Raw genomic sequence first — 26207 nt, forward strand, 5'->3', positions numbered from 1 at the left:
ACTACTATCATATCATTCACCCTTCTACTTCTGCTATCGAATCGAAGGCTTTTTTGCGGTCGTCATCTGGTTCATGACACAAGCGGTGATTTCATCTGCTGCTGCCATGCCAGATGCTGCTGTCGGCTCGAGCAATGGATCAAAGTCGAGCACTTCTCCATGCCTTGGGGCAAAGCCCATATCTGCCTGACGAATGAGACCTGCATCTAAGAGGGAATCACCCGCACCGTATACATATTCAAGCTCCAGCCGCTCCTTTAGAAAAGCAACAGCATCCCACTTATTGAGCGGTGACGGAATAAAGTAAAGCTTCCGTCCTTGTAGAGACACCTGCCAGCCTCTCTCCTCGCCCCACTGCTTCAATTCAGCAAGTGGAATGCGAGACAGATACTCATCTTTCATAATCAAATAAAGAAATCTTCCCTCTGCTGTCCGGGTACGCTTCACCCATGCTGCAACTGGAAGTTCGGAGATGGCTCTTAGCATCTCTCTGACTGACATACACGCTTTGAGCCTCTCATCAACGATGACCTGCCAATCCTCAAGCGGCTTGCCGTGATGCAGGATACAGCCCCCATTTGTCGTGATGGCATACTCCGGTTTGAGCTCTTGTTGAAAGAAGGTGATCCGTTCATACTGAGCGGTCGTTCTTGTCGTCACTGGAATAAACCAGCCCAATTGATGAATCTTCTGCAAGGATTTTTTCGTTTCAACCGACATATAGGAAAGCGGACGTTCATCCAGCATCTCAACTAAATCATAATCTCCTTCATACTCATACTGATCCAGCACTCGGTGTGAGTAAATCAGTGTCCGGTCTAAATCGCTGGCAAACGCACTTGTCTTCATGACGTCTGCTCCAGCGGACGAATGAGTCCACAGCACGTATAGGACATATTGGCATATTCAATGACAGGAACGCCTCTGTCCTCTGCCAAAAGCAAAATATGCTTTAGCTTCTCCTGAGACCCAGGCTGAATCAAGATTTTCCAAGGGATTCTTCTCAGCAGCACACGAGTCGTCTCACCAACACCCGGCTTAATCAAATGGGTGTTTTCAATTTGAAACTCCTGACCGATCGCTTCAATGGACGCCATCCCTCGCCAATCCGCAGGCATTCCGTGCGCGAGGATGGTTTCTGCTTTCTCTTCTACATTTGGTTCGAGGCTAGAAAATGCTTCTTCGATTGTATCCACATACAGATTGGATACATCCTCTTCAAGCAGCTCTTCATAATATTTTGCCCCATGGAAATCATCGGCATTGATCCAGCGGTTGTTTAGTACGGTACGACTAACAAGTCCAGATACAGTCGAATTCAGGCAAGCACTTGGAATGAGAAAATCCTCTCTCGTTCCGTAGACATGTGTACAATAGCCAGGATCAGCGAGTACAGCTAGTTCACTAGAAAGACGAATACCGTACTTTCTTTCAAAATCAATCACCGCTTTTTGGAGCTCTCTCGAAATCGCACCTTTTCCGGTCCATCCATCAATAAAGGCAATCTCATAGCCCGGATGTTCCTTGAGCATATAATGTAGCGCATTCTCATCTATTCCTCGATCACGAATAATCGAGATGCTGTAATGAGGCAGTTCAAGACCATATGTCTTTCGAATATATCGTTTGATAAGTACCCCGATCGGCGTTCCCGCTCTAGCCAAACTGCAAAGCACCGTTTGGAAGCCTCGCTTTTTCACAATCTGTTCTGCTACAACAGCTACTGCTTCTGCTACCTTCTCCTTACTTTCTTTCAGAGATTCATAGAATAAATCCATATAAGATTCCGTTGGTTTATATTCAATCGGCAGCATTTCTGAATAATGCGCACCACTCTGAATCGAACGTTCCCGCTCCTCTGTACTTTTCTCCATCTCAATGGATGATAAATCTTTGAGTAAGAAGGTTACATCCTGCTCTGGATAGCTTCCCATCTTTGTATACACATTAGCCATTCACCTTCACCTCGTCTGATAAAGTCACAATATGCACATGCTTCACATGCCGCTCGGCAAATAAATGAACAAGCGGAAGCAATGCCTCCTGAGAGACATTTTTCTCAAAGAAGAGAAATACATCATCGTATTGACCTTTTGGTATGTTGTACACGTAATGCTGGATTCGAGCATCCTCTGGACTCACAAAGGTGAACCCGTTTTGAACAGCGTATCCATCCTTTTCAACTGGATGAATTGGGCTTCTCGTCGTTGAATGAAAGAGAACACCTTCTCCCATATGTGCAGCCACTCTCATCGGCACATACATCAGCTCACCTGTTCCTAAACAAAGTGTCTGCTTTCCTTTGCGTTCCTTCTTTAGTTTCAGTCCAGCCTCTGCAGCTGCTTGGTCGATGGCTGCCGTATCTGCTGCGTTTAAACCAAAACGACCCGTTTCATGTATATATGGCGAATGACCAGCCGAATTGGTTGCATGAGAACGTGCATATGGCTCTTGCTGAAAGAAAGATTGAAGGGAGTGAACAGAGAGACTTGGCAGATCCTTTTGCTCAGCTATCTCATACGAATAAGCTGGTTCATCGAGCGTTTTGCCTTGAAAAACCATTTGCCCTTTTAATAAAGACAATGAGGTGATGTGAATACCAAGCTCCTTTTCAAGCTCACACATGGCTTTCTCGTGCTCCTCTGTCCGCCAGTCTAAAATAGAAAGAATCGTGTAAGAATGCCGCGGATGCTTTGCATGAAGGTCCCGAATGATATTGATATTCGTACGACCTGTCGTGACTTCATCATCTACTAGCACGATGGGACGGTTTGTGCGAAGTAATGCTTCGTCTGCATAACAAAGCTGATCCGTTGCATGCGAATGCTCTTCTTCAAATACCAATGAAGGATCAAGATCCAGCAGCTGTTCACGTGTCGTATGAATGTAAGATGCTCCTTCTAATACGTCATACACACCGTGACCAAGAGCTGTGGCTGTTTCTGCAAAGCCGATCACGATCGGCTGTTTTCCTGTTGAAAGCTTCTCTTTTTTGAGCGCTTCGTAGGCTTTAGTTAATACCGTGTGGTCATCCGTCTTGAGTGCTTCTACTAAAAGCTCTTGATATGGAGACGTCTTGCCTGTTTGCTCTTTGGCATACGCCATGGCTAAAAGTCCCGAGACAAGGAGCGGTTTTACTGGATGAACAGGAATGTGCTTACCGAGCACCTTACTAACGAATAAAAAGGCTCTTTTTTTGTTCACCCTTGCAGCCATGTCAAAAAGATGCTCTTTTTCTAGCTGAAGCGCACCTTCTTTGAGAACAAGCTCAACTTCCATATGTTCCAAGATGCTCAGCGTATGCGGCTTCTGTTTCTGTGAGTATGTCGATATAGCTTCTATTTTCATGAAACACCCCGTAAATATCTGACTTCATTAAAATGTGCTCTGCCCACCGGTAATGCGGCTTCGTTTCATTCATTTTATTAGAGAAGGTACTCTTCATTACGCCAACTGTGCCGTCTGCATGTTCCAGAATGCTTAATGCATCCATATACTCTTCCTTCGTCACAACATACATGCTTTGAACCGGCTTGAGATGTGTTGGATGAATGACCGTCTTTCCATGAATGCCGTTAGCCACATCGAGTTTTGTCTCCTTGAGTAAACCTTGTACGTCATCAAATTCAGATGAAGACGATTCGCCACTCTTATGAGAAAGTGCCCGGATGAATGGCTTTTGTTCCTTTCGTGCAGGGCCAAAATGCTCCCACACAGCACCTGATACCACAAAGGAACGGCCAAAATAATTGATGATATCTGTGATCAGATCAGCAATCAAATTAATTTCATAAATGGTCGTGTCACGATCACGGCGAATCCCGTACAAACCGCAAAGATCTGTTGCCCCAATGCGAATATTCAAAATATATTCCTCGTCATTCAGCAAGATCTGCTTTAACTCTGACAACACCGTATATCTTGTTTCTTTTTCTAGTAAATCAGGTGTTTCCAAAATGGGCATCCCATAAAGTGTTGTCTGCGTTTGGGACGATGCCTGTTTCAGACTGTCCAAATAATCCTTCGCATTATGAACCGAGTACTTCGGGAACACAAAACCGGTAAGTAATTGAAGAGAGGAACCGAGCAAGTCTGCCATTTTGAGCAGCTGTTTCGGCGAACGAACGCGAATAAATATAAGAGGCAAATGTTCAGCCGTTTCAGGCGCATACGTGACTTTCTCTTTGAGACTGGCCAGTTGTGCCACTAGATTCTGTTCAGCCATGTCCACTTCTTGATCACCGATGGCATCCTCCAAGCAAAATACAACAGAGCAAAGCGCTTCATATTTCTGCGACAGCAGCATATCTGCTATATCTTGTCTTGTCGCAGGCATATACAAAGTAGCACCTAATGCATGCGCAAGTACATGCCTCGGTGTCAGTGAATGCATCGCCCCCGGCCGCTTGAAAAAAAGATCGTGCTGCCTCGCCTCTGATAAAAAACGAAAATACCGCATGCTGTGCCACCTCCTGTTGTTTAGAGAAAATCAATAACCTGATGATTCAAAAAAGGATGGAGCCGCTAGTTCAACTCCATTCCTTTTTGATCGTCCTATTCTTCTTTTGAAGCCGCAGCTTCATTTGTCACATCTTGATGTTTCTTCTTATTGATTTTATGAACAATAAACGTTCCGATAAACGCTAGAATAATAATCGCAAAGAATGCAAGATGCGGAATTTCAATATGTGCAGCACTTAAGCCCATTTTGATAGCAATAATCCCGATGAGAATAAACGCGGTATTCTCAAGCTCTGGAATACGGTCAATGAGGACAAGGAATAACTGTGCCACTGTACGCATCATGAGAATGCCAAGCATTCCGCCTAATAGAAGAATCCATACTTCCTCAGATACAGCGAATGCCGCAAGAATACTGTCCACCGAGAAGGCAAGGTCCATAATTTCCACAGAAATAACGGTTGCCCAGAACACGCCAAATACGCGAATCATCCAGCCTTCTTTTTTCAATTCCTTCGCTTCGTCATCGCCGTCACCTAACCAGAAATGCTTAATGACAAGCCATGCTAAATATGCAGCTCCGAGAACCTTAATCCACCAGAACTTAATAAGCAGCATCCCCACGCCAATGAATAGAAAACGGAAGAAATAAGCGCCAATTAATCCGTAGGTTAATGCCTTTTTACGCTGCTTTTCTGGTAAATGTTTCACCATGACAGCTAATACAAGTGCGTTATCTGCTGATAACAATCCTTCAAGCACAACAAGGGTCCCAATGAGCCCCCAAGAGACAGGGTTTGTTAATACCTCTGCCCACATATGCCAATCAAAAAACGAGGCATACGTGTCCAACATATGTTTCAAAATGTCCAACTGGTTTTCCTCCTATAAGTGTAGAAGCATCAGCAGGCTTTCGCCTGCTGTTATTCTTGATCGCTGTTTCTTTCTCACTTTGGAAAAGGCCCTCATATGAGTCATTGGCAGCGCCTCTTGAATTTTGTTTCTCTCGTTTATACTTCTAACCCATAATTTTGACAAAGAGCTGCAAGTCCGCCAGAGAATCCGCTTCCGATAGCGTTAAACTTCCAATCGCTTTCGTGTCGGTACAATTCACACACTACGACAGCCGTTTCAATTGAGAAGTCTTCCCCTAAATCAAAGCGAATCAATTCTTCCCCGCCCTCTTCATTTACAACACGAACAAATGCATTTGAGACTTGTCCAAAATTCTGACTGCGCGTCTCTGCATCATGAATCGTCACTGTAATTCCGATACGATCAATGTTAGCAGGAATTTTTGAGAAATCAACGAGAATTTGCTCGTCATCTCCATCTCCTTCACCCGTCCGGTTATCACCTGTATGAGTGACACTGCCGCTTGGGTGCTGAAGGTTATTATAGAAAACAAAGTCTGTGTCTTGCTGACAACGATTGTTTGCATCCACTAAGAATGCCGAAGCGTCCAAATCAAATTCGGCTCCGCCAGAATATTTATTCGTATCCCAGCCAAGACCGATCATCACTTTCGTCAGTCCTGGGTTGGTTTTTGTTAAATCGACACGTTGTCCTTTTGAAAGCTGAATCGCCATATTCGTATCTCTCCTGTCTCCTGAAAATATGAAAACGGGTCGTTACCCGATATCTAAACCGAAGTCTGTTGCAATGCGGGCAAGTCCGCCTTGATAGCCCGATCCAACAGCCGAGAATTTCCATTCTCCGCCATGACGGTATAATTCACCTACAATAATCGCTGTCTCAATGGAAAAGTCTTCCGCCAAATCATAGCGAATGAGTTCTTCATTTGATGCTGCATTTAAAATACGCACATATGCGTTCGTGACTTGTCCGAAATTTTGACTGCGCGCTTCTGCATCATGAATCGTGATGACAAATGAAATCTTCTCAATACTCGCTGGTACAGCTGATAAGTCGATGTTGACCTGCTCGTCATCTCCGTCACCTTCACCAGTGCGGTTATCGCCTGTATGTACGACACTGCCGCCACCGCCAGTTGTTTGATTGTAAAAGACAAAATCAGATGGTGAGCTTGCCTTACCTGCCGCATCTAAAAGAAATACACTTGCGTCTAGATCAAAGTCTTGTCCACCGTCATACTTATTGACATCCCAGCCAAGACCAACGACCACTTTTGTTAAACCTGGATTTGTTTTTGTTAAATCAATTTTTTGACCTTTCGCTAAAGAAATTCCCACTAGGAACCTCTCCCTTCTAATTAAATGTAGTTTCTCGTAATATCGGCAAGCTTCGCATCATTTGTACCGTCCCCAACAGCCGCAAACTTCCACTCATTCTCGTGACGATAAAGCTCTCCGACGATTAATGATGTTTTCCCTGCATACTCATCTTTTAAATTATATTTCACTAATTCTTGATTGTTTGAACGATCCACGATGCGAATGTACGCATTTTGAATCATACCAAAGTGTTGATTTCTTCTTAGTGCATCATAGATGTTCACAACAAACACCAATTTATTCACATTGCCCGGCACCTTGCTCAAGTTGACGAGGACTTGTTCATCATCTCCGTCTCCTTCACCAGTCAGGTTGTCACCTGTATGCTCGACACTGCCGCATTTGCTTTTCAAGTTGCCAAAATAAATCAAATCTTTATTTTCCGTAAACTTATCATTTTTCAGCATGAGCACTGAAGCATCACAATCAATATCAGCGCCGCCTCCGCCGCCAAACAGCTTTCCTAAAAATCCGCCGCCTTGTGATACAGGGTCCCAGCCAAGTCCAACTAGGATATTCGTTAGTCCTGCCTTCCCTTTTGTTAAATCAATACGTTGACCTTTTTCTAATGTAATCGCCAAATCAATCACTCCTCCAGCATAATAAAAATCTATTTATTAAGCGATGGACCCTATTAAAATCATCATACATGAAAATTCGACAAAATTCATGAAATGACATTGGAGCCTCTTACTCTTTTTTCTATTTACTAGTATATACGATCTACGTTCAAGATAGGTTTCAAACAGATGATATTTTTTTAACGAAAGATCCATGTTGAAAATGGTTCATGTCGTAAATGAAGTGTTTCATGTGAAACATTGTCGAAAATTCTTGTCCACAGCTCTTGCTGATAAATAGTGTATTGATGTGGTTTCATATGTTGATATAGAAAAGATAAAGCATGAGATCAAAGGATAAACCCTTTCGTTTCCTTCCATCTGTGGATTTCTTTATACTTATATCCAACGTATTATCGAAAGGATGTTGATGATGCCATCACTTCACATATTAGATCAAGTCGCTATTCCTAAAGGTCAGACAGCGCAAGAGACATTGATTCACACAACGCAGCTGGCTCAGCTTGCGGAAACGCTTGGGTATGAGCGTTATTGGTTTGCTGAACACCACAGCACAAGAGGGCTCGCTAGTACAGCACCTGAAATATTAATGGCACATATTGCTGCTCATACATCGACCTTACGTACCGGGTCTGGCGGCATTTTACTTCCGCAGTACAGCCCCTTGAAAGTAGCAGAGGTCACGCGGCAGCTTGAGGCTCTGTATCCTGGACGAATTGAAATCGGTGTCGGTAAATCTCCGGGCGGGATTGAAAGGACGAGACTGGCTTTGACAGACGGCGTGCATAAAGACCTGTCTCAGTTTGACCGCCAGCTGAAGGATCTTCTATTTTACTTATCAGACAGCCTGCCTTCTGGGCACCCGCATGCAGGGGTCAAGGCTTCTCCGCTTGTTGATGCTCGTCCGTCAGTTTGGCTGCTTGGTCTAGGAGAAAATAGCGCTATGCAGGCAGCGGAACTTGGGATCAACTATATTTTTGGTCACTTTATCCACCCTGCACGTGGCAAACAAGCATTTGAGACGTATCGGTCTCACTTTTCTCCATCTGTCTTTTCCATCCAGCCGCACGCTATGTTTGCCGTGTTTGTCATTTGTAGTGAAACCGATGAAGAGGCCGAACGGATCGCCAGCAGTACAGATTTATGGCTGCTGCGTGTTGAAAAAGGACTAGACAGCCGCGTACCTTCTATAGAAGAAGCCAGTACCTATCACTACACCTCGCAGGAAAAGAAAAAAGTGTTACTAAACCGCCAGCGGATGATCGTCGGCTCAAAGGCAACGGTGAAAGAGCAATTACTTAGCTTGATGGACCGCTATCAAACGGATGACATCATGATTTTAAACAATTCATTTGATCCGATCGAAAAACAGCGCTCCTTCAAACGAATTGCCGAATTATTTTGAAGACAAAGGGCTGAAATAAAATCATTTTAGCCCTTTGTCAACGATCCGAAATGGGAAATGTAACATCAAGATGTCAAAATCCTTCCGCCTGTCATCTGATCGCAAATGTGTCTTCTAATCGTTAGCGAACTGTAAACGCATAAGGCGTGTACCTTTTATATAGTAGAGGTACATATGAAAGACACGTTTACGACGCTAGAAGGAAGGAGATGACAGGCCATGAATAAGAGACTCGAATGGGTCGATGCAGCTAAGGGGATTGGTATTCTGCTCGTAGTCATGGCACATGTGCCCATTCCAGATCCGCTCAAGCAATTCATTTACTCTTTTCATATGCCGCTTTTCTTTTTACTATCAGGCATGATGTTTCGATCATCCTCACGCCCTGCTCTGTCATTTATTCAGAAGAAAGCCAAGAGCTTACTCTTGCCCTATCTCTATTTCTCCATCATTACGTATGTTTTCTGGTTCACCGTTACTCGTTTTTTTGCCTTTAAGGGACAAACGGATATTGACCCTTTCGTTCCGTTTACAGGTATTTTTATATCCAATGCAGATGAAGCTAGACTCACGCATAACCCAGCCATCTGGTTTTTAACGACGCTCTTTTTAGTGGAAGTGATCTTTTTCTTTATGCACCGTCTGACAAAAGGGAAACATGCTGTCTTGATCTTACTGACCGTCCTTTGCGGAGGTGCTGGATATGCCTCAACCTTGCTTTTAGACCAAAGTCTGCCGTGGAATGCCAATGTCGCCTTGACGGCTGTTGTGTTTTATTCAATCGGATTTTTGGCAAAGCAATGGTTTGTGGAATTAAAAACAGACCCAACCCTACTTCTATGTACGGGCCTGCTTGTACTGACGGCTTACATGCAAAGCTTTAATTCACGGATCGATATGCGCGTGAATGACTATGGTGATCTCTTTCTTTTCTATGCATGTGCACTGCTCGGTTCAGCTGCCGTGATTTATTTAAGTTTCAAATTCAAGTCGTCCCCAATTTTGACGTATCTCGGACGAAATTCCATTGTCATTCTTGTCTTGCAGTTTGCCGGCATCGATATCATGAAAGCATTTGTTTATTATGGACTTGGCATCAATATTGCAGATACAGCGCAGCTCTCTTGGACTCTCTTTTACACGATTGGGACATTGCTGCTTATGGTGCCGTGTATCTCCTTCCTGAGCAAGTACCCGATGCTGCTCGGCAAACCAGCCAAAGCCGCACACCGCTACGAACAAAAAACATCCGCCGGCTGATCGGGCAGATGTTTTTTGGATTAATCATTGATTTGAGAAGGGTAAAGCGTCATTCCTCCATCTACAAATAAAGTGGTGCCTGTGATATACGAAGCTTCCTTAGATACGAGAAATGCAGCAGCAGACCCAATCTCCTTCGGTTCGCCAAATGCTCTCATCGGAATCTTTTCAAGCTGCTTTTGTTTTTTCTGTTCATCCTGCAAATCATCATTTGATTCGGTCGCCATTGTACCTGGTGCAATTGCATTGATCCGAATCCCTGCTTCTGCATAATCAAGAGCCAGCGTTTTTGTCATCATGTTCATTCCGCCTTTGGAAGTGGAATAGTGAACATTGAACGGGCGCGGTATTTCCTGATGGACACTGGATATATTTAAAATAGACCCTTTGATGTCATGCTCCATCATATAGGCAATTGCGGCCTTTGCCCCTAAAAAGGCGCCTGTGATATTCACATCAATGACTTTTTGCCATTGCTTGAGCGTCATCTCATGCGGCATCGCTTCTTCACCATTAAAGCCTGAATTATTGACGAACACATCGACTGTTCCGAAATGCTCCAGTGCTGTATCCATGATGGATTGAATTCCTTCCTCTTTGGAGACATCTGCGTGTACTTTCACCGCCCTACCTCCGCGCTGCTGAATGGCTTGGACCGTTTCTTCAGCACCCTCTTCATCACCTTTATAGTTCACAACCACATTCATCTGCTCTTGTCCAAATCGTAATGCGATGGCTTGTCCGATTCCTTTTGAAGAACCTGTGACAATGGCTGTTTTCCCTTTTAAATCTTGATACATCTTTATTTCCTCCTATCACGTGCTTCATCTTGTTGATACACAATGGTTACCCATTTTGAAAAAAAGAAAAACACAATCCTCTGCAATCGTTGACTAAGAGGATTGTGCTGTTCATCAAGCTAAAAGGTGTTATAGACATTTTCACAAGTTTCAGCGGTTGGCTGATAAAAGCAATGAGACTTATACCTTGCCACAAACGGCTGATTGTACCATGTCGGTGGACAATTACCAGGCGGCTTAAAATACCAAAGGCTGAATTTTGCTGGCCAAAATCGTTCTCCGTTAATATTCCTCCGTGCAAGTGTTTTTTCTGTTTCTCGTGCTCGTTGATAAAAATAACCATGCGTGACTGCTTCAAATGCATGCTCCTGATAAATCATTTGTGGAATCGTACGCAGCCCTTTAAAGTCAGAGCAGTTGGCACGCAACCGGTTGATGCCCACATTTCCTACAAGCAGCATCCCTTGCTTCCCTTCACCTTCTGCCTCCGCTCTCAGCAGTCTGGCCATGAGGTCAATATCAGAGCTTGTCGCTCTTACCACTGCCATACATCCACCTCCATTCGTTTCTCTTTTATTTTATGTAGGGTTTCTGTGTAGATGACTGCCATTTTGAAGGGAAAAGACACATTCCGTGTCGAGAGCCTGTCTAAACACCTCAACATTTTGCTGGACATGTGTCTCTCTGCCAACAACACACAAACCTAGTGATCATGCACATTACAGGAAAAAATATTCATTACTATAGACTCACTTACAAGTCATAAAAATCCTTCTAATTGCGACATCAGCATCAAAAACAGTCATTTGAACCTATTCAACAATCCGACTCAAAACCTTAAAATATAAAATATTGAGTTTTTACAGGAGACATCAAATCATATTTTACAAGTTTCTCCTTTCAACTTAGTGTCATTTTTACTACTTGAAGCTGTGCGACCTTAGAAACGCACTGAAGTATTGACAGTACTTTCGCTTCATTCTACAGTAAAAAACATACAGTATTTTTCTTTTTGTGCAAAAAGAATGATATGAACTAAAGCTTTTCAATGAAACTCATCATAAACCCGAGGAGGAAAACACGTCATGTTTAAAAAGAAATTATCCCTGTTTCTTCTGATCTTATGTGTCACTGTTGTCGCTGCTGCTTGTAGTGGTGGAAAAGAAAAGTCAGCTGCAAAGGAAAAAGATACAAAATCTCTTGATGCAGCAGAGGTAAAGGTAGAAAGTGCTGAGTACACATTACCACCTCAATACGATACATCTGTACAGGATGATCAGTATGTACTAAAAGTGAACGTATCTGTAAAAAATATCAGCAAAGAGCCTCTAAATGTTGATAAAAGCAACTTTACGCTTTACCAAGATGACTCACAGGTGTCTACGATCTCTCCAGATGACTACAATGAAGTATTATCTTCAAGCTCTCTAAATGCAGACAAAGTATCAAAAGGCGGTCTTTTCTTTGTTGTTGATAAAGACAAAGACTATCAGCTTGTGTACAATGAGCCAGGTAGTGGTTCTAAAAAAGATGACAAAACACTAGAATTCGATATTAAAGGTAAGGACTTAATGAAAAAAGCAGATACACTTCAAGCATCTGCAAAAGCCCTTTCTTCTTATATTGATGTCATGATTTTCGGTAAGAATAACGACGAGTTCGAAAAACTAACAGGTGATAACAAATCAACTGTTGTCAACCAATTTGATAAATCATTCAAACAAGGCTACATCACGTCATCAGGTATTTCTTCTAGCTCAGCGAAGGACGAAAACCTTGATAAGCTTCTAAAAGCTGTGAAAGAAACATTAGCTGAAAAATCAAAAGTATCAACAAAAACAAAAGCGATCAGTGGTGATAAAGCTGTTGTGACTGTAACTCTTACACCAATTGATGCAAGCCCGCTTGTCGATCGTTTAAAAGAAAAAGCGACTGAGTTCTACAGCAAAAACCGTTCAGCTTCTTACGATGAAGCTCAAAAATACCTACTCTCGATCTACCCAGAAGAGTTCAAAAAATTAGGACCATCATCTTCTGAAGAAACAGTAGAAGTCAACATGAAGAAAAATGACATCGACCAATGGAAACTTGATTTGAACGATTACAAAACAAGCTCATTAGTTGAAAAGTTCATCAAGAACTAAGGAAAAACCCCCGATGCCGGGGGTTTTTTGTTAACGTTTTTCGTTTGATCCTATATTTAATTCCGAATTACAGCACAGAAAGCAAGATACGGTCTATTATGAAGAATTTTCTTTTACAGCTTCATACTCTTTTATCACTTCAACCGGATCAACCGCATCCTCCTCTTGTCCGTATTCCTCTACATAAGGATCCATTAATTTCTCAAACTTTTGCTCATCGTCTACTAAAGCAACATACGTTTCATATCCTTCAAAATCAGATGGATATAAATGTGCAACGGAACTACCCGTTTCTAATGCCTCATCTATCGCTTTTCTTAATTCCAATAACCCTTTCCTGTTTCCCAAAATAAAAGCTTCAAAATGGTGTGTTTGTTGAGCATATATATTACATAGCTCTAGCACATCATCGTCTTCTGTTTGATAAGACATAAACGAATCACCTCTTTAAATAAATTAGGATAATAATGTAAGTTCCCCCTTCCATTATGCCATTCCTTTCACCCGATCGTGAATCTCTTTTATATAAATCTCTGGATATAAAAAACTTGCAGATAAAATCTACAAGTTTTTACTTTCTTTATTTTGCAAGCATCCATTTTTCTTTCATAAACAAGCTTCTCACGATGACAAACAAGATGACGACTGCGAGGGCTGAGGAGCCGAGTGTCAGAGTAACGGCCATCGGATCAATGATGCCAAACATCAATTGCTTACAGAGCGCATGAATATTGAGGAATGGGACCGCAAAGTAATACGTATCTAGCTGCGTAGCACCTGCTCTCATGGTAAAGAACATTGGGATCACACCTAATGTAATGATCATGGACATGTACGATTGCGCTTCTTTCACTGAGCTTGAAACGACACTGAGTAGCAGTTCAATCATCGATACCATGAAGGAGAAGATGATGAGCGCCGCAAACATGACGCCGATAATACTCCACATTTGATCACCAAAGTTCAGTGCTTGTTTTAGCTTTTCTGTAAAGAGCAGCGTGGATAGTAGCAGCATACCGATCGCCACAATTCCACTTAAAATCCCGAACATGGAGACAGCCAGCCATTTTCCGATGAGAATTTGGAGTCTGCTGGCAGGTGTCAGGAACAACGCTTCAATGGATTTTCGGTCTTTTTCACCCGCTACAATATCAAGCGCAGCTGGCAAAGCACCTGAGATGACGGAGGTCACCAAAATCATTGGAAGAAGAATCGACAAAAGCATAGAGGTCATGCCATTTTCTCCTTCATCGCCCTCTTCTACATCAACAGCCTGCACCTGAAATGGATGAACAACAGACGTATTGATTTGATCAGCGGCTAAACGCTTTTCTACGACTTGGTTTTGATACTGCTCCAGTAAGGATTGCAGCATTTGAACCGTTATCACCGAATCATCATCTGTTGTGTACCCATGAATTTTAATCGCAAATGATTGTTGATGCTGAAGCATGTCGTCTGCCTCTTTCGGCATTTCCAGATAAGCATTCGCCTTTCCATCTTTGACAGCTTGCTGCGGGTCATCAAATGTTTCAAGTGTGAGGTTTTTGACCTCTTTGATCATTTGATTCATTTCAGTTGGAAGCTGTTCATTCACTGCGACCGTATAGGTTTCATTTCCTGGATCTGCAATCATGCTTTCATAAAAGAACACCAATCCAAGCATCGTCAAAAGAGGTATCAGCACTGTTAAGAGTAGCGTTTTTCGGTCTCTTAGCGCATCTGTCATTTCTTTTAAAAATACGGTTTTCCACATTATGAAATCCCCCTAGCGAGCTTCGACATAAAGATATAGTTCAAGTCATCACTTTGTTCCTGTGTATATAATTCTGGAAGTGTCCCTTTATACACAAGCTCTCCTTGATGGATCATCATGACACTGTCACAAAGCTGGCTGACTTCTTCCATGATGTGGCTTGAAAAAAGGATGGTTTTATTTTGCTGCTTGAGCTGATGAATAAAGTCTCTGAAAATATTACTTGATGTAATATCCAAGCCTGTTGTCGGCTCATCAAATAAAATAATGTCAGGATCATGAATCAAGGTTCTGGCAATCGCCACCTTTTGTTTCATTCCTCTTGAGAATCCTTTCACCTTTCGATCCATATATTGTCTCATCCCAAAACGCTTTGCCAAATCCTCTATTCTTGCTTTGATTTCATGCTGATCTAAGCCATACAATTTGCCAAAGTATTCAAGGTTTTCTCGTGCCGTTAAACGATCGTAAAGCCCCGTCTCACCGCCAAACAAGACACCAATTCGCTTTTTCACTTCCGTAGATTCTTTCACCGTATCAAAGCCTGCGACAGTGACTGATCCGTGCGTAGGTTCTAATAATGTGGCTACGGCGCGTAATAATGTGGTCTTCCCTGCACCATTTTCTCCTAGGATGCCAACGACTTCCCCTTCCTTCACGGAGAACGTCATATGTTTCATCGCTTTCACGACTTTTTTCTTATCTTTAAACCAGCAGCTGCAATCGCTGAGAGTAATCATGTGGTTCGCCCCTTTCAACTTTCTAAGTCTATGATAGAAAAAATAAAGCTTCCCTGACATAAAAATGTCGCGAAACGTCCTTTTTCTGTCTTGAAATGATCTATTTTAAAAAACAAATGATAAAATAGACAAATAATACGATGAGTCATAGGTGATTTTTATGATAAAAGTAGGTCTCGTTGACGATTACCGAGTAGATTTAGAAAAACTGCATGCCATTGTAGGCAGAATGGAGGCTGTGGAGATTGTCTTTGTCACGCAGTCAGCAGAGGATGCTTACGAGAAGGTCAAAAAAGGAGATATTGATCTGTTGTTCGCAGACATTGAAATGCCCGGAATGTCCGGTTATGAATTAGCGGATCTCATTCACTCTCATGCACTGAATGTCGATGTTGTCTTTGTGACAGGAAACAGCGGATATGCGGTCCATGCGTTTGATTTAAATGTTCACGATTATATTATGAAGCCCTACCAAGCCGATCGAATTGCCAAATCCTTAGAACGCTACATGTCCACCAAGCAGGAGAAAAGCATTCATGGACGGCTTCTCATTAAACAGCAGTCAGATATTCATGTGCTGCAAAAGAAGGATGTCATTTTTGTTGAGCGAACAGGCCGGTCAACCACCATTGTCACAACAACAGGAGATATCCAAACATATCAGACATTAAACGAGTTAAAGGGCGATCTAGCTGAAAAAGATTTTATCCGCTCCCACCGATCGTTTATCATCAATATTCATTACATTAAAAACTTCTCGGCGTATGCCAAAAATTCATTTATCGTGTCTTTTGAAGGTACAGATAAAAAAGCCATGATAACCAAGCAGCAATTAGAATACTTTAAGAAATACTATTTTTAAGGAGAACGAACGTGAACGCTTTCTATCTTGGATTCCGCATGTATGCTCTCATATGGCTAGGTCTTGCGTTTCATGCAGCTGCTGAAGCTATTCTGCCGCTATCATCAGGAGTGCTGTGGCTCCTCACTTTTTGTGTGATTTGTCTTTATACATTTTTCATATACAAAAGGTTTTTGCCTCAGGTGAGTGGTTATGTGATGTTGGGCGCTTTTGTGCTCTTTACCTGTGCAGGTCTTTCCCTTTTTCTGACGCAAGGAAATGGATTGAGCTCTCTTTTAGTTTTGATCATCATCATGACAACAGATATCCTTTCATTGAAGATGATGCAGACGGAGAGACGATTAAACGGGCGGCTTCAAGAGCTGATCAATGCAGAATCAAGAACCAATGAATTGCTGCTTGAGCTGCGCAGTAAACATCATGAAACAGCTAGACATTTAAATGCCTTTTCCGCGTCGAACGACGAGCACGAGATCAAGGATTTGATTCAGCAATACGTAAAACATTTCCCTTGGATGAAAGGAGAAAATGCCTATTTGGCCTCAACCCTGCATTCCTTTTTCCAACGGGCTGAAAAAGAGGACATTGCCCTTTCTCTAGACCTTCAAGCACCTTTTTCATCGCTTCCCTTTTCTAAGGCGGATCAGGTTAGTTTCACTGGAAACTTGCTTGATAATGCCCTAGACGCAGCGATTGAAGCGAAGCAAGCCGGGAAAGAGGGCAGCATCTCGATTGCGACCTCTATTCGGAGCGGGCTCTTTTTAATCCATTGTGAGAACAGCACAAAAGGAATGGAAAAACACGTGTTAGACCATTTGTTCAAAAACTTTGGCCGCTCGACAAAAGGCGGGGATCATCAAGGAATGGGGACGTATATCATTCATCAGCTTGTTGAAAAGGCAGACGGTACTCTTGATTTCACTTACCGTTCTCCATATTTGCGGCTTGTCATCAAAATCCCTCTCACGATGTCATAAAAAAAAGGTGCAGCTAAGCACCTTTTTTGATTAAGAGAAAATGTGGTCAATTTGATTGATTTCCTCTTTTGTTAATTGAACTTCGTTTGTTTTTAGGTTTTGCTGAACTTGCTCAGCTCGTTTTGCACCTGGAATAATGGCGTCGATGCCGTCCTGTGCTAAAAGCCAAGCGAGTGCGACGTGTGCCGTTTCGGCGTTCTTTGATTGTGCAATTGCCTTCAGCTTGTCTACTTTTTCGAGGTTTTGAAGGAACGCCTCGCCTTGGAAAAGCGGATCTTTTGCTCGAATATCATCAAATGTGGCATCCTTCGTAAATTTACCAGTCAACAAACCTGACGCCAACGGGAAATACGGAATAAAGGAAATACGATGCTCGACGCAGTATGGGAGAAGATCCTGCTCTGCCTCACGTTTCAGCAAAGAATACTCTGACTGAAGCACATCTAAGTAGCCATCTCGATTAAAGGCTTGAAGCTGTTCAAAATCAAGATTTGATGCACCTATGGCCCTGATTTTCCCTTCATCCTTCAATTCCTTTAATGTGCCTGCTACTTCTTCCAGCGGCGTCCGGCCGTCCGGGAAATGCATATAGTATAAATCAATATAATCTGTTTGCAGTCGTTTCAGGCTATGTTCGACCTGCTCTCTTAAAAAGTTTCGGCTGTTATCCAGTTCAATTTGTCCGTTTACTTCTTTATGAGCCCCCTTTGTCGCAAGGACAAGGTTTTCTCTACCGCCTCTTTTGGCAATAATCTCACCAATCAATTCCTCTGAACGGCCCAGCCCATAAATAAAAGCAGAATCTAAGAAATTGACACCTTGAACAAGAGCTGTCTCCACAAGCTCTCGTCCGGCATCTTCACTCAGGTTCGGGAACAAATTATGTCCACCTACCGCATTCGTACCAAACCCTATCGGATTCACCTGTAAATTAGTTCGTCCAAGCGTTACCTTTTTCAAAAGCTCATCTCCCTTATCTGCTTAATCATCCTTATTTTCCCATGAATCCTTTCCAACATTCAAGTATCCTGCTCTCTGAAGCACCAACACCCTCACTTCAAGATTTTTACCTAAAAAACATTTAAAACTGATAATAAATCTATAAATTAATTCTTATTGACCGGTATATTAGACTTACGCATTTCCTTTTATTATTGGCTTTTGTGTAAATTCCTTTCAAAGATAGGGACTAAAACCTATTCCTCATCATGATTGAATTTCGATAGAATGAAAAGTGCAAATCGTCATAAGGAGATTCTCCCCTGTAACACCCGAATATACCATTCTATCTGTTTCTTTTTTCATAGCCAGATAGCGGGAACGAATTGACGAAAGAAAAGCAAAGGAGCATCAACTGTGAATCTTAAAAAAATAAGTGCACTCCTCATGATTTCGTTCGTGATGATCATCTCTGCAGCTTGCCAGAGCTCAGCAAAATCAAGTAACGCTGATCAAAAATCAACAAAAACAGCAGAGGTAAAAGTCGATAGCTACGAATATACGTTACCAGAAGACTCAACAACTACGCTAAGAGACAATGAATTGGTGCTAAAAGTCAACCTGACGATTACAAACAAAGGTGACAAAGCTCTATCATTATATAGCTCTGACTTCTCCCTTTATCAGGACGATGCCAAAGTATCTGATTTAAAATTTTACGGCAGTAAAGACCGTCTTGACCTCGGTTCATTGAACAAAGGAAAATCTCAAACAGGTGCTCTTTATTTCCTAGTAGACAAAGGGAAAAAATATCAGTTCGTGTACCAAGACAGCATCAAGAAAAACAGTGATTCGATTGAAATCAACCTAGATGGAAACAAAATATTGGATACAGCGAAAAAGCTGGATAACCCTGCAAAAGCGCTATCCGCTTATACGGATATCATTGTATTTGACAAAAAGAACGATCAATTTGCAGATTTAACAGGTGACAACCAATCCGATGTCGTGAATAAATACCACGATATGTTCGTAAAAGACTTCAAAAGAACCGCCGGCATGTACGGCAATGAAGTAAGTGACCGTGATATTCTGTCGATGTACAAACGGATTCAAGACACCATGAAGGATAAAACCAAAGTAGAAACAAGTGTAAAAACTATCTCTAATGACGAGGCGAAGGTTGTCGCTCAAGTAACAGGTATTGATGCCTCTAACTTAAAAGACAAGCTAGACAAGCAAAGAGACGAGTTTTACAACGGCAAGATCCGCTCTAAAGAAGAATTGTATAAGAAAAGCTTAAACTTGTACGCATCTGAATTCGAAAAGCTTCCTCCAGTCTCCAGCCCGGCTGAATACGAAGTGAAAATGAAACGTAATGGGGATGGTCAGTGGAAAATTGACCTTAACGATTATAATACATCTCAGTACATGAGTGGTTTTATTAAAACAAGATAATCATGAACTAAAAAAAGACGCTGGCCCAATGAAGGTGCCGCGTCTTTTCTTATGCTATACAGTCGCCTCTTGTTCTTCTTTCACCGCTTTTTCAATATCTTTGAAACGGCTCGATACAGTAGATGCACTAATGCCATACTTTTTCGCTATTTGCGCTTGAGAAAGCGGGGCATCGCTTGCAAGTGAGTGAATGTAATATTCGATTCCCGCAGCAAATGATGCTGCTTTACGGATCACAGGTGATTTCTGATCACAATAGGCTTTCCACACAGTTAAAGCGCCATCAGTCAAGCTTTGGTCCCCGTGTTCCTTCATTCCGTCTTCAATCAGCTTAGCTGTTTCCAGTTGAACGTCATTTGCCCAGTCCATGCGATCTGCTGTTAGACCTGTATCGCCTTCTGTTTCAGCAGATGTTTCTGATTCTTCTACTTCTTGCTTTGCAAACATGCACTTCAACACGTCAGGGAATGATTCTCTCATAAATGTGCTGCGCGTTCCTCCATTTGCTTCAAATGCTTCAACAAGCTGACGAACTTGAAGAAGAAGCGTATCTGTAAACTCTTTCGCAAACATCGTATATTGAATGAAAAACTCTGCTTTTTCTTCAAATTGAACAGGGAATCCAAGCACGAGACTTCCCTTTTCAGGCAGCACTGTTTGATCCGGTTTTACATCTACTTCAACCTTTTCAGCTGTCACCATATTCTCAAAGTAAAGAGACTCGTCCGTTTTTTCATTTAATAAAAGCAAAGATGGCTCCATGTCTGTCCATGATTGAACCACTTGTTTTGTTTTCGGACGGGTAATATCCTCCGCTTTCTTTGTCAGGAATTCTTGGAAGATGGTTTCTTTCTGATCCGTTAATGGACGGAAGAAGATGCCCCATACACTCAAATGAAAGACTGAGATTTGTTGCGTTTCTTTATCCATATCTGCAAGAAAAGAAAACTCATTAATGAATTGATTGATGGCTTTCTGATGTTTAGAGAATGCGTAATTCATTAAATCCTTTTGAACTTGTACAGCTTCCTTAAACACAAGCTCAGACGTTTGTTCTCCGCCTGACTTTTGACCACAGCAATGTTTATATTTTTTTCCGCTTCCGCAAGGGCAGAGCGCATTTCGTTTAATTTTTCCCAAAATAAAACCTCCGACATTCTAGTCTAACCTCACTATTTTAACAAACGATTGCACAAGAGAGTTTTATTTTCAAGAAAAAAGAAAAATCAGAATGATCAGTTAAATAATAAAGACACTTGAAGATCACGACAGATCATAGGAATAGCGGTCTTTTTCTGTTTATTTTCTCCAATCATTCCAATAGATTTTCTTCAGCTCATTCCCTCAAATAACTGTTTTGCTTCAAAATAAAAGATTTGAACAAACTTCTTCGTATTGACTCTGCCAGTTGATCCTGCGGATGAAGAGGTTTTCTGCATTTCTTTCATTCTTTGGCTGACATCGGTAAAGTCAAAAAACTTCGACGCATAGTGCTCAAACTTAGGATTCGAGAAATCTGTTAATCCTAGTGAAGCAAAATGATTCAAGGAATGATGAATAGCGCGTCTAATCCGCTGCTCTGCCGCTTTCACTTCCCTCATCACTTCTACATCGGTCGCCCCATGATCCAGCTTCCTCTCCGCTGTTTTGATAAAGAGCTGCTTTAGCGGCGGGAAATTGACCTCATGAGAATTGGCTGACTGTGTTTCATATAAGTAGATCAGGATCTCTAGTAAATCCTTAGATCCGCTCTCTCCAACAATTCCTAGTTCGGATAAGAGAAATTCCCCCGCCTCTTTCATCGTCCTTTTCTTCAACCCAGCACCCGTTGTATTATGAGAAGTCACTGGCTCTAACGGCAGCACATGGCGAAGGGAAGCTTGAATATCGTAAATCGATTTCTCCAGCTTGATCCGCTCTATGACTTTTCGAATCACACTGACGATCTCAATTCGATTGACAGGTTTATGAATATAATATTCGATCCCTAATTCATAGGCTTCTGCCATCATCTCTTTCGCCTCTACTTGGGAAATCATCATGATTTTACCTTTGAATTCAGGGTGAATATGACGAATCGTTTGAATGCCATCTCTAGCAGGCATTAAAAGGTCTATCAGAAGGATGTCTATTTTTTTTAGGTTCAATGAATGTGCTTCTAATCCCACTCCGTCATCGGCTTCATCCACGACCTCTCCCAAATCTTCATCTTCTATGATTTGACCTAAAATCGAGCGTATTGCACGATCATCATCTGCAATGAAAAATCGCATACACTCACCCTCTCTGTATTAAATTTTTTATAGGAAGGAGTAGCTGAAAAGCCGTTCCCTTTGTTTCTCTTTGTTCGATTTTAATTGTACCGCCAAGCTCTTTAACCAGCTCTTTCACATAGGATAAGCCAATCCCAGTTGATGGTGTTCCATATGCATCAAATTTAGAAGTATAGCCTGGATCAAATACTATTTCTCTCATTTTTTCAGGAATCCCCGGGCCATCATCTTCAATCCGAATCTCTATTTTATCATGACTTCCTTTCAATACGAGTGAGATCATTCCGTCATCCTTTATGGCTTCAACCGCATTTGCCATTAAATTATTAATGAGCGATAAGAAAATGAACACATGATAATCATGCAAATGAATGCCTCTTATATCAGATGTAAAGGAGATGTTTTTCCCTAGAGAGAGCGCATACTTTTCTTGAATGCGAAGGACAATTTGAACGAGCTCTTCCGCCTTCATATAGTCTTGCATATTTTCCTTAGAAATCAGCTTCGAAAGCCCAGCATAAATACGTTGATTGTCCTTTTTCACCTCATGGATTTCTCCTGCGAGCTTCAACAGCTCCTGACTCACTTTCTTCCCTGCTTCGTGTTCATGCAAGAGACGATAAAGCCTGTATGATTCTTGCGTAATATGCTCTGTATGTTTTAACGTTTTCTTTAAATGAACCGTTTCTTCATATAAATTTGAAATGACCATCATCATATGCTCATTTTGTTTCATGATCTGCTTCTCTCTTGATTGTGCCTCATACAGCTTCATCATATTAAAAAAGCTGATTACGACAAAGCTGTGAGCAAACGCAATGAGAAACATATCACTCAGCTTTGATAGCGTCATCGTCGTATCAAACACTAAAAATTGTACAAACAGTTCAACAAAATCAGCCACTAATTCAATCATGAGACCAATGATCCCAATAAAAATAGAACGCTGTTTAAAACGTCCCGTACGGACGGCAAAGAACAGGAATGCATATGTAAAATAGAAAAAGAAACTTGGGAATTGCTGATAAAATGATGCAGCGAGATCAGCATGATGCTGCATCAGATCTAAACCTACTCGAAAAAGCACAATGGCTGCGCCTGTTAAAAACCCGGGCAAGAACGGTCTAGATTTCCTTAAGAGTAATAAACAAAAGAAAAACGCAGGTGCCCCAAAGCTGATCCGGAACGTTTCATTCACAGGATAAAACTTCAGTTCTCCTGCAAGCGGCACAATAACCACCATAAAAATTAATATGAATGCGTCTTTTTTAACAAGCTGGTTTAAACTCAAATGACTGACATCCCTTCCCCTTTTTGCATAGCCACAGTATACAAGGAGACTCTTTTCTTCACAACGTACAAAAAAATATTTTTCACGGCTCCTTCTTTCCTCAAAATCCTTTTTTATGACTATTCACCGAGGCGCCATGGTGACCTTTCAGCTATTCAGCATTTTGGTGATTGTCTACAATAATGGGAATTGTTTAGACAATGATCGACAAACCGATTTTTATTTGTAAGTTTTTCTGTAGATTTTCGTCAGATTGTGTAGTTTCCAAGATAAATTGAATGAACAATTTTAGTGAAACTATATGTAAGCGTTTTCTGAATTTTCACTAAAAACCCTTTTTGTTTTTTCGCCGCCAAAGCCTTCATTGAACATATATTTAGGTGTAAAGGAGTGGTACAAGCAGCGCATGACAAGTTCTTTGAAGATGTGTAACATGTTTTCGTGCCTATTTGATCGCATTTTTTGTCATCCGCCAATTCAATAGGGTACTTTTTGATTTTTGATTGGAGGAATCGTATGAAAACAGCAATTTCTAATAATACACAACACGCATGCCAGTCTTCTGTTGATCAATGGGCAGAAGAAATACGTCCGTATTACAAAAACGGACAGAATGCTGGCTACATTCCAGCACTCGGAAAAGTGAATTCCTCTCAACTTGGTATCAGCGTGATAGGCCCAGATGGATCATCTGTACGATATGGTGATTGGGACATTCCCTTTACTCTGCAAAGTATCTCAAAAGTCATCAGCTTTATAGCTGCCTGTTTAGGAAGAGGCGTACCATACGTCTTGGATCGGGTAGATGTAGAGCCAACTGGTGATGCATTTAATTCCATCTACCGTCTTGAGATGCATAAACCAGGGAAGCCCTTTAATCCAATGATTAATGCTGGAGCTATTACCGTATCCTCCATCCTTCCCGGAAAGACTTCTACAGAAAAGCTAGCATATATTTTCGATTTAATCGAAAACTTAATAGGTAAGCGTCCCTCTGTTAATGAAGAGGTTTATCAATCAGAATGGGCAACTGCGCACCGCAACCGTGCTCTTGCTTATTACTTAAAAGAAACCAATTACTTAGAATCAGATGTCGAGGACACATTAGAAGTGTACTTAAAGCAATGTTCCATCGAGGTTACAACAGAGGACATCGCCTTGATTGGGCTGATTATATCAAGTGATGGCTATCATCCCTTTAAACAGGTCCAAGTCATTCCAAAGGATATCGCAAGACTAACAAAGGCATTGATGCTGACATGCGGCATGTATAATGCGTCTGGTAATTTTGCTGCTTTCGTAGGCGTTCCAGCCAAAAGTGGTGTGTCTGGAGGAATTATGGCTTGCGTTCCGCCAAGCGCAAGAAGAGAATTCCCATTTCAAACAGGCTGCGGAATCGGCATTTATGGTCCCGCCATTGACGATTGCGGAAATAGTATTACCGGTGTCATGATGCTGAAAAAGCTCGCAAAAGAGTGGGATCTCAGTATTTTTTAAAATGAACAGTCATGAATTCGAAGAGGTGATGTTATGAACGAAAAAGCTTTGCTATCTTATTTAACACATACAAATGATTTTATTTGGACTTATATTGTCATTGCTCTGTTACTTGGAGTTGGTGTCTACTTCACATATAGAACACGCTTCCTGCAAGTGAGAATGATTAAAGAAATGGTGCGTGTCCTGAAAGAAGGAAGAAAAGAAAAAGAAGGGATATCACCGTTCCAAGCATTTGCCATCAGTATGGCGGCACGTGTAGGAACAGGGAATATCACAGGGATTGCCATCGCCATTGCAATTGGTGGACCTGGGGCAATCTTTTGGATGTGGATCGTAGCGATTATCGGTTCTGCCTCAAGCTTTGTTGAAAGTACGTTAGCCCAAGTGTATAAAGTGAAGGATAAAACAGGATTCCGCGGTGGACCTGCTTATTACATGGAAAAAGGGTTAAACAAGCGCTGGATGGGAATTTTATTTGCGATTCTGATTACAATTTCTTTTGGAATCGTCTTTAATGCGGTGCAATCAAATACAATTACTGTCGCTTTTGAAAACTCCTTTGGATTAGACCGTTTAACAGTCGGTATTGTGATGGCTGTTATTTTTGCAGCAATTATTTTCAAGGGAATCCAAGCCATTGCAAAAGCTTCTGAATACATTGTCGTTGTGCTGGCTCTAGCCTATATCGGAATTGCATTCTTTGTTATTGTGACAAATATCACTGAACTTCCTGGTGTCATCAGTACGATTGTGAAACACGCCTTCGGGTTTGAACAGTTTGCTGGTGGAACATTAGGCGGCGCATTATTACAAGGGATTAAACGCGGTCTTTTCTCGAATGAGGCTGGTATGGGTAGTGCACCTAACGCAGCAGCAACAGCTGTGACAAGTCACCCTGTAAAACAAGGATTAATTCAGGCGTTTGGCGTGTTAACAGATACATTAATTATTTGTACAAGCACAGCCTTCCTTGTCCTGTTCTCTGATGCATACAAAACAACGAACCTGCAAGGAATTGAATTAACACAGGCTTCACTCAGTCAGCACATTGGACCATGGGCCTCTGGATTCCTTGCTATCATGATTTTCCTATTCGCCTTTAGTACATTAATCGGTAACTATTACTACGGCGAAACGAACATTGAATTCCTTGGAGCCAACAAAGTTTGGCTTAACATTTATCGAATTGCCGTTATTGGAATGGTTCTTTTCGGTGCAGTTGCTACTGTTCCTCTCGTGTGGGGTCTAGCCGATCTCTTCATGGGACTCATGGTCATCGTCAACCTCATCGCCATCACCATGCTGTCTAAGGTCGCCTTTGCAGCATTGAAGGATTATACGAGACAGAAAAAAGAAGGCAAGGATCCTGTCTTTTATAAAAATGTCGTTCCAAACAATGAGAAAATTGAATGCTGGGACGACGAACCTGCTTCGTTGAAAAAGAATCGAATCGGTTAAATCAAAAAAGCTCTGGTCCTCTTGGGACTGACCCCATAAGATGAGAC

25 protein-coding genes are annotated in these 26207 nt (G+C 41.8%); 8 read left to right on the forward strand and 17 right to left on the reverse strand.

The window, feature by feature from the left end:
* Positions 1–33 precede the first annotated feature (33 nt).
* The 8 genes from QRN39_RS00935 to QRN39_RS00970 form a co-directional block, all read right to left on the reverse strand.
* Positions 34–849: an HAD family hydrolase gene (locus QRN39_RS00935; RefSeq protein ID WP_226804615.1), complete on the reverse strand. Its 816-nt coding sequence runs from the start codon at positions 847–849 to the stop codon at positions 34–36.
* Positions 846–1955, reverse strand: coding sequence for a cysteine protease StiP family protein (locus QRN39_RS00940; RefSeq protein ID WP_106029646.1), 1110 nt, complete (start codon positions 1953–1955; stop codon positions 846–848). Before QRN39_RS00940 ends, QRN39_RS00935 begins: the two co-directional genes overlap by 4 nt.
* Positions 1948–3279 (reverse strand): phosphoribosyltransferase family protein, encoded by a 1332-nt coding sequence (locus QRN39_RS00945; protein ID WP_284905963.1) that lies wholly within the window; start codon positions 3277–3279, stop codon positions 1948–1950. Before QRN39_RS00945 ends, QRN39_RS00940 begins: the two co-directional genes overlap by 8 nt.
* Positions 3269–4459: an HpcH/HpaI aldolase/citrate lyase family protein gene (locus tag QRN39_RS00950; RefSeq protein ID WP_284905770.1), complete on the reverse strand. Its 1191-nt coding sequence runs from the start codon at positions 4457–4459 to the stop codon at positions 3269–3271. The genes QRN39_RS00945 and QRN39_RS00950 overlap by 11 nt, the downstream gene beginning before the upstream one ends.
* A gap of 95 nt (positions 4460–4554) precedes the next feature.
* A complete protein-coding gene (locus tag QRN39_RS00955; protein ID WP_012008834.1) occupies positions 4555–5334 on the reverse strand; it encodes a TerC family protein in 780 nt (259 codons plus the stop codon).
* 137 nt (positions 5335–5471) lie between these two features.
* A complete protein-coding gene (locus tag QRN39_RS00960) occupies positions 5472–6050 on the reverse strand; it encodes a TerD family protein (RefSeq protein ID WP_003216935.1) in 579 nt (192 codons plus the stop codon).
* Positions 6051–6092: 42 nt separating this feature from the next.
* A complete protein-coding gene (locus QRN39_RS00965; RefSeq protein ID WP_003217119.1) occupies positions 6093–6674 on the reverse strand; it encodes a TerD family protein in 582 nt (193 codons plus the stop codon).
* A 20-nt stretch (positions 6675–6694) separates the two neighbouring features.
* Positions 6695–7297: a TerD family protein gene (locus QRN39_RS00970; protein WP_044139240.1), complete on the reverse strand. Its 603-nt coding sequence runs from the start codon at positions 7295–7297 to the stop codon at positions 6695–6697.
* A 412-nt stretch (positions 7298–7709) separates the two neighbouring features.
* Here QRN39_RS00970 and QRN39_RS00975 point away from each other — a divergent pair, with 412 nt between their 5' ends.
* Together QRN39_RS00975 and QRN39_RS00980 are read left to right on the forward strand one after the other, a co-directional pair.
* Entirely contained in the window at positions 7710–8702 is a 993-nt protein-coding gene (locus QRN39_RS00975) for an LLM class flavin-dependent oxidoreductase (protein ID WP_268460059.1), read from the forward strand.
* 219 nt (positions 8703–8921) lie between these two features.
* A complete protein-coding gene (locus QRN39_RS00980) occupies positions 8922–9962 on the forward strand; it encodes an acyltransferase family protein (RefSeq protein ID WP_268460058.1) in 1041 nt (346 codons plus the stop codon).
* 20 nt (positions 9963–9982) lie between these two features.
* Here the strand turns inward: QRN39_RS00980 and QRN39_RS00985 are convergent, their stop codons facing one another.
* On the reverse strand, positions 9983–10762 hold the full coding sequence (locus tag QRN39_RS00985) for a glucose 1-dehydrogenase (RefSeq protein WP_003217170.1): 780 nt from the start codon (positions 10760–10762) through the stop codon (positions 9983–9985).
* A gap of 119 nt (positions 10763–10881) precedes the next feature.
* Positions 10882–11310, reverse strand: a complete 429-nt coding sequence (locus QRN39_RS00990) for a cell wall hydrolase (protein WP_003217242.1) — start codon at positions 11308–11310, stop codon at positions 10882–10884.
* Between the two features lie 537 nt (positions 11311–11847).
* Here QRN39_RS00990 and QRN39_RS00995 point away from each other — a divergent pair.
* The gene (locus QRN39_RS00995) at positions 11848–12906 is read left to right on the forward strand and encodes a DUF4352 domain-containing protein (protein WP_003217128.1); all 1059 of its coding nucleotides are present in this window, start codon (positions 11848–11850) and stop codon (positions 12904–12906) included.
* 96 nt (positions 12907–13002) lie between these two features.
* Here the strand turns inward: QRN39_RS00995 and QRN39_RS01000 are convergent, their stop codons facing one another.
* The 3 genes from QRN39_RS01000 to QRN39_RS01010 all read right to left on the reverse strand — a co-directional run bounded on the left by QRN39_RS01000 (position 13003) and on the right by QRN39_RS01010 (position 15402).
* Positions 13003–13338, reverse strand: coding sequence for a hypothetical protein (locus QRN39_RS01000; RefSeq protein WP_106032914.1), 336 nt, complete (start codon positions 13336–13338; stop codon positions 13003–13005).
* A 148-nt stretch (positions 13339–13486) separates the two neighbouring features.
* Positions 13487–14662 carry an ABC transporter permease gene (locus QRN39_RS01005; protein WP_253621887.1) on the reverse strand — a complete coding sequence of 392 codons (1176 nt, stop codon included), beginning with the start codon at positions 14660–14662 and terminating at the stop codon, positions 13487–13489.
* On the reverse strand, positions 14662–15402 hold the full coding sequence (locus QRN39_RS01010; RefSeq protein WP_003217123.1) for an ATP-binding cassette domain-containing protein: 741 nt from the start codon (positions 15400–15402) through the stop codon (positions 14662–14664). Before QRN39_RS01010 ends, QRN39_RS01005 begins: the two co-directional genes overlap by 1 nt.
* A gap of 160 nt (positions 15403–15562) precedes the next feature.
* On the opposite strand from QRN39_RS01010, the gene QRN39_RS01015 reads away from it, so the two are divergent.
* The gene (locus QRN39_RS01015; protein WP_284905778.1) at positions 15563–16264 is read left to right on the forward strand and encodes a LytR/AlgR family response regulator transcription factor; all 702 of its coding nucleotides are present in this window, start codon (positions 15563–15565) and stop codon (positions 16262–16264) included.
* Positions 16265–16275: 11 nt separating this feature from the next.
* A complete protein-coding gene (locus QRN39_RS01020) occupies positions 16276–17241 on the forward strand; it encodes a sensor histidine kinase (RefSeq protein WP_284905781.1) in 966 nt (321 codons plus the stop codon).
* A 30-nt stretch (positions 17242–17271) separates the two neighbouring features.
* On the opposite strand, the gene QRN39_RS01025 is transcribed toward QRN39_RS01020, so the two are convergent.
* The gene (locus tag QRN39_RS01025; protein ID WP_284905783.1) at positions 17272–18201 is read right to left on the reverse strand and encodes an aldo/keto reductase; all 930 of its coding nucleotides are present in this window, start codon (positions 18199–18201) and stop codon (positions 17272–17274) included.
* Positions 18202–18597: 396 nt separating this feature from the next.
* On the opposite strand from QRN39_RS01025, the gene QRN39_RS01030 reads away from it, so the two are divergent.
* Complete coding sequence (locus tag QRN39_RS01030) at positions 18598–19638, forward strand: DUF4352 domain-containing protein (RefSeq protein WP_058015225.1); 1041 nt, start codon at positions 18598–18600, stop codon at positions 19636–19638.
* A gap of 54 nt (positions 19639–19692) precedes the next feature.
* Here the strand turns inward: QRN39_RS01030 and QRN39_RS01035 are convergent, their stop codons facing one another.
* The 3 genes from QRN39_RS01035 to QRN39_RS01045 all read right to left on the reverse strand — a co-directional run bounded on the left by QRN39_RS01035 (position 19693) and on the right by QRN39_RS01045 (position 23202).
* Positions 19693–20778, reverse strand: a complete 1086-nt coding sequence (locus QRN39_RS01035; protein WP_284905786.1) for an SEC-C metal-binding domain-containing protein — start codon at positions 20776–20778, stop codon at positions 19693–19695.
* Between the two features lie 191 nt (positions 20779–20969).
* Positions 20970–21911 (reverse strand): response regulator, encoded by a 942-nt coding sequence (locus QRN39_RS01040; protein ID WP_251191177.1) that lies wholly within the window; start codon positions 21909–21911, stop codon positions 20970–20972.
* Positions 21912–21915: 4 nt separating this feature from the next.
* Positions 21916–23202, reverse strand: coding sequence for an ATP-binding protein (locus tag QRN39_RS01045; protein WP_284905789.1), 1287 nt, complete (start codon positions 23200–23202; stop codon positions 21916–21918).
* A gap of 516 nt (positions 23203–23718) precedes the next feature.
* Between QRN39_RS01045 and QRN39_RS01050 the strand changes: the two genes are divergently transcribed.
* Both QRN39_RS01050 and QRN39_RS01055 read left to right on the forward strand, forming a co-directional pair.
* Positions 23719–24699, forward strand: a complete 981-nt coding sequence (locus QRN39_RS01050) for a glutaminase (protein WP_137055201.1) — start codon at positions 23719–23721, stop codon at positions 24697–24699.
* A 33-nt stretch (positions 24700–24732) separates the two neighbouring features.
* Positions 24733–26160, forward strand: coding sequence for an alanine/glycine:cation symporter family protein (locus tag QRN39_RS01055; protein ID WP_003216901.1), 1428 nt, complete (start codon positions 24733–24735; stop codon positions 26158–26160).
* Positions 26161–26207 lie beyond the last annotated feature (47 nt).

It is taken from the genome of Bacillus sp. lyk4-R2A-2, assembly GCF_030209735.1.
GTDB lineage: Bacteria > Bacillota > Bacilli > Bacillales > Bacillaceae > Bacillus > Bacillus pumilus.

Coding starts and splice junctions, on each gene's coding strand:
- QRN39_RS00995 (WP_003217128.1), top strand. CDS start 11,848: ATGTTTAAAAAGAAATTATCCCTGTTTCTTCTGATCTTATGTGTCACT.
- QRN39_RS00935 (WP_226804615.1), bottom strand. CDS start 849: ATGAAGACAAGTGCGTTTGCCAGCGATTTAGACCGGACACTGATTTAC.
- QRN39_RS00960 (WP_003216935.1), bottom strand. CDS start 6,050: ATGGCGATTCAGCTTTCAAAAGGACAACGTGTCGATTTAACAAAAACC.
- QRN39_RS00980 (WP_268460058.1), top strand. CDS start 8,922: ATGAATAAGAGACTCGAATGGGTCGATGCAGCTAAGGGGATTGGTATT.
- QRN39_RS01005 (WP_253621887.1), bottom strand. CDS start 14,662: ATGTGGAAAACCGTATTTTTAAAAGAAATGACAGATGCGCTAAGAGAC.
- QRN39_RS01055 (WP_003216901.1), top strand. CDS start 24,733: ATGAACGAAAAAGCTTTGCTATCTTATTTAACACATACAAATGATTTT.
- QRN39_RS01050 (WP_137055201.1), top strand. CDS start 23,719: ATGAAAACAGCAATTTCTAATAATACACAACACGCATGCCAGTCTTCT.
- QRN39_RS01000 (WP_106032914.1), bottom strand. CDS start 13,338: ATGTCTTATCAAACAGAAGACGATGATGTGCTAGAGCTATGTAATATA.
- QRN39_RS00975 (WP_268460059.1), top strand. CDS start 7,710: ATGCCATCACTTCACATATTAGATCAAGTCGCTATTCCTAAAGGTCAG.
- QRN39_RS01010 (WP_003217123.1), bottom strand. CDS start 15,402: ATGATTACTCTCAGCGATTGCAGCTGCTGGTTTAAAGATAAGAAAAAA.
- QRN39_RS01040 (WP_251191177.1), bottom strand. CDS start 21,911: ATGCGATTTTTCATTGCAGATGATGATCGTGCAATACGCTCGATTTTA.
- QRN39_RS00945 (WP_284905963.1), bottom strand. CDS start 3,279: ATGGAAGTTGAGCTTGTTCTCAAAGAAGGTGCGCTTCAGCTAGAAAAA.
- QRN39_RS01015 (WP_284905778.1), top strand. CDS start 15,563: ATGATAAAAGTAGGTCTCGTTGACGATTACCGAGTAGATTTAGAAAAA.
- QRN39_RS00985 (WP_003217170.1), bottom strand. CDS start 10,762: ATGTATCAAGATTTAAAAGGGAAAACAGCCATTGTCACAGGTTCTTCA.
- QRN39_RS00940 (WP_106029646.1), bottom strand. CDS start 1,955: ATGGCTAATGTGTATACAAAGATGGGAAGCTATCCAGAGCAGGATGTA.
- QRN39_RS00950 (WP_284905770.1), bottom strand. CDS start 4,459: ATGCGGTATTTTCGTTTTTTATCAGAGGCGAGGCAGCACGATCTTTTT.
- QRN39_RS00990 (WP_003217242.1), bottom strand. CDS start 11,310: ATGGCAGTGGTAAGAGCGACAAGCTCTGATATTGACCTCATGGCCAGA.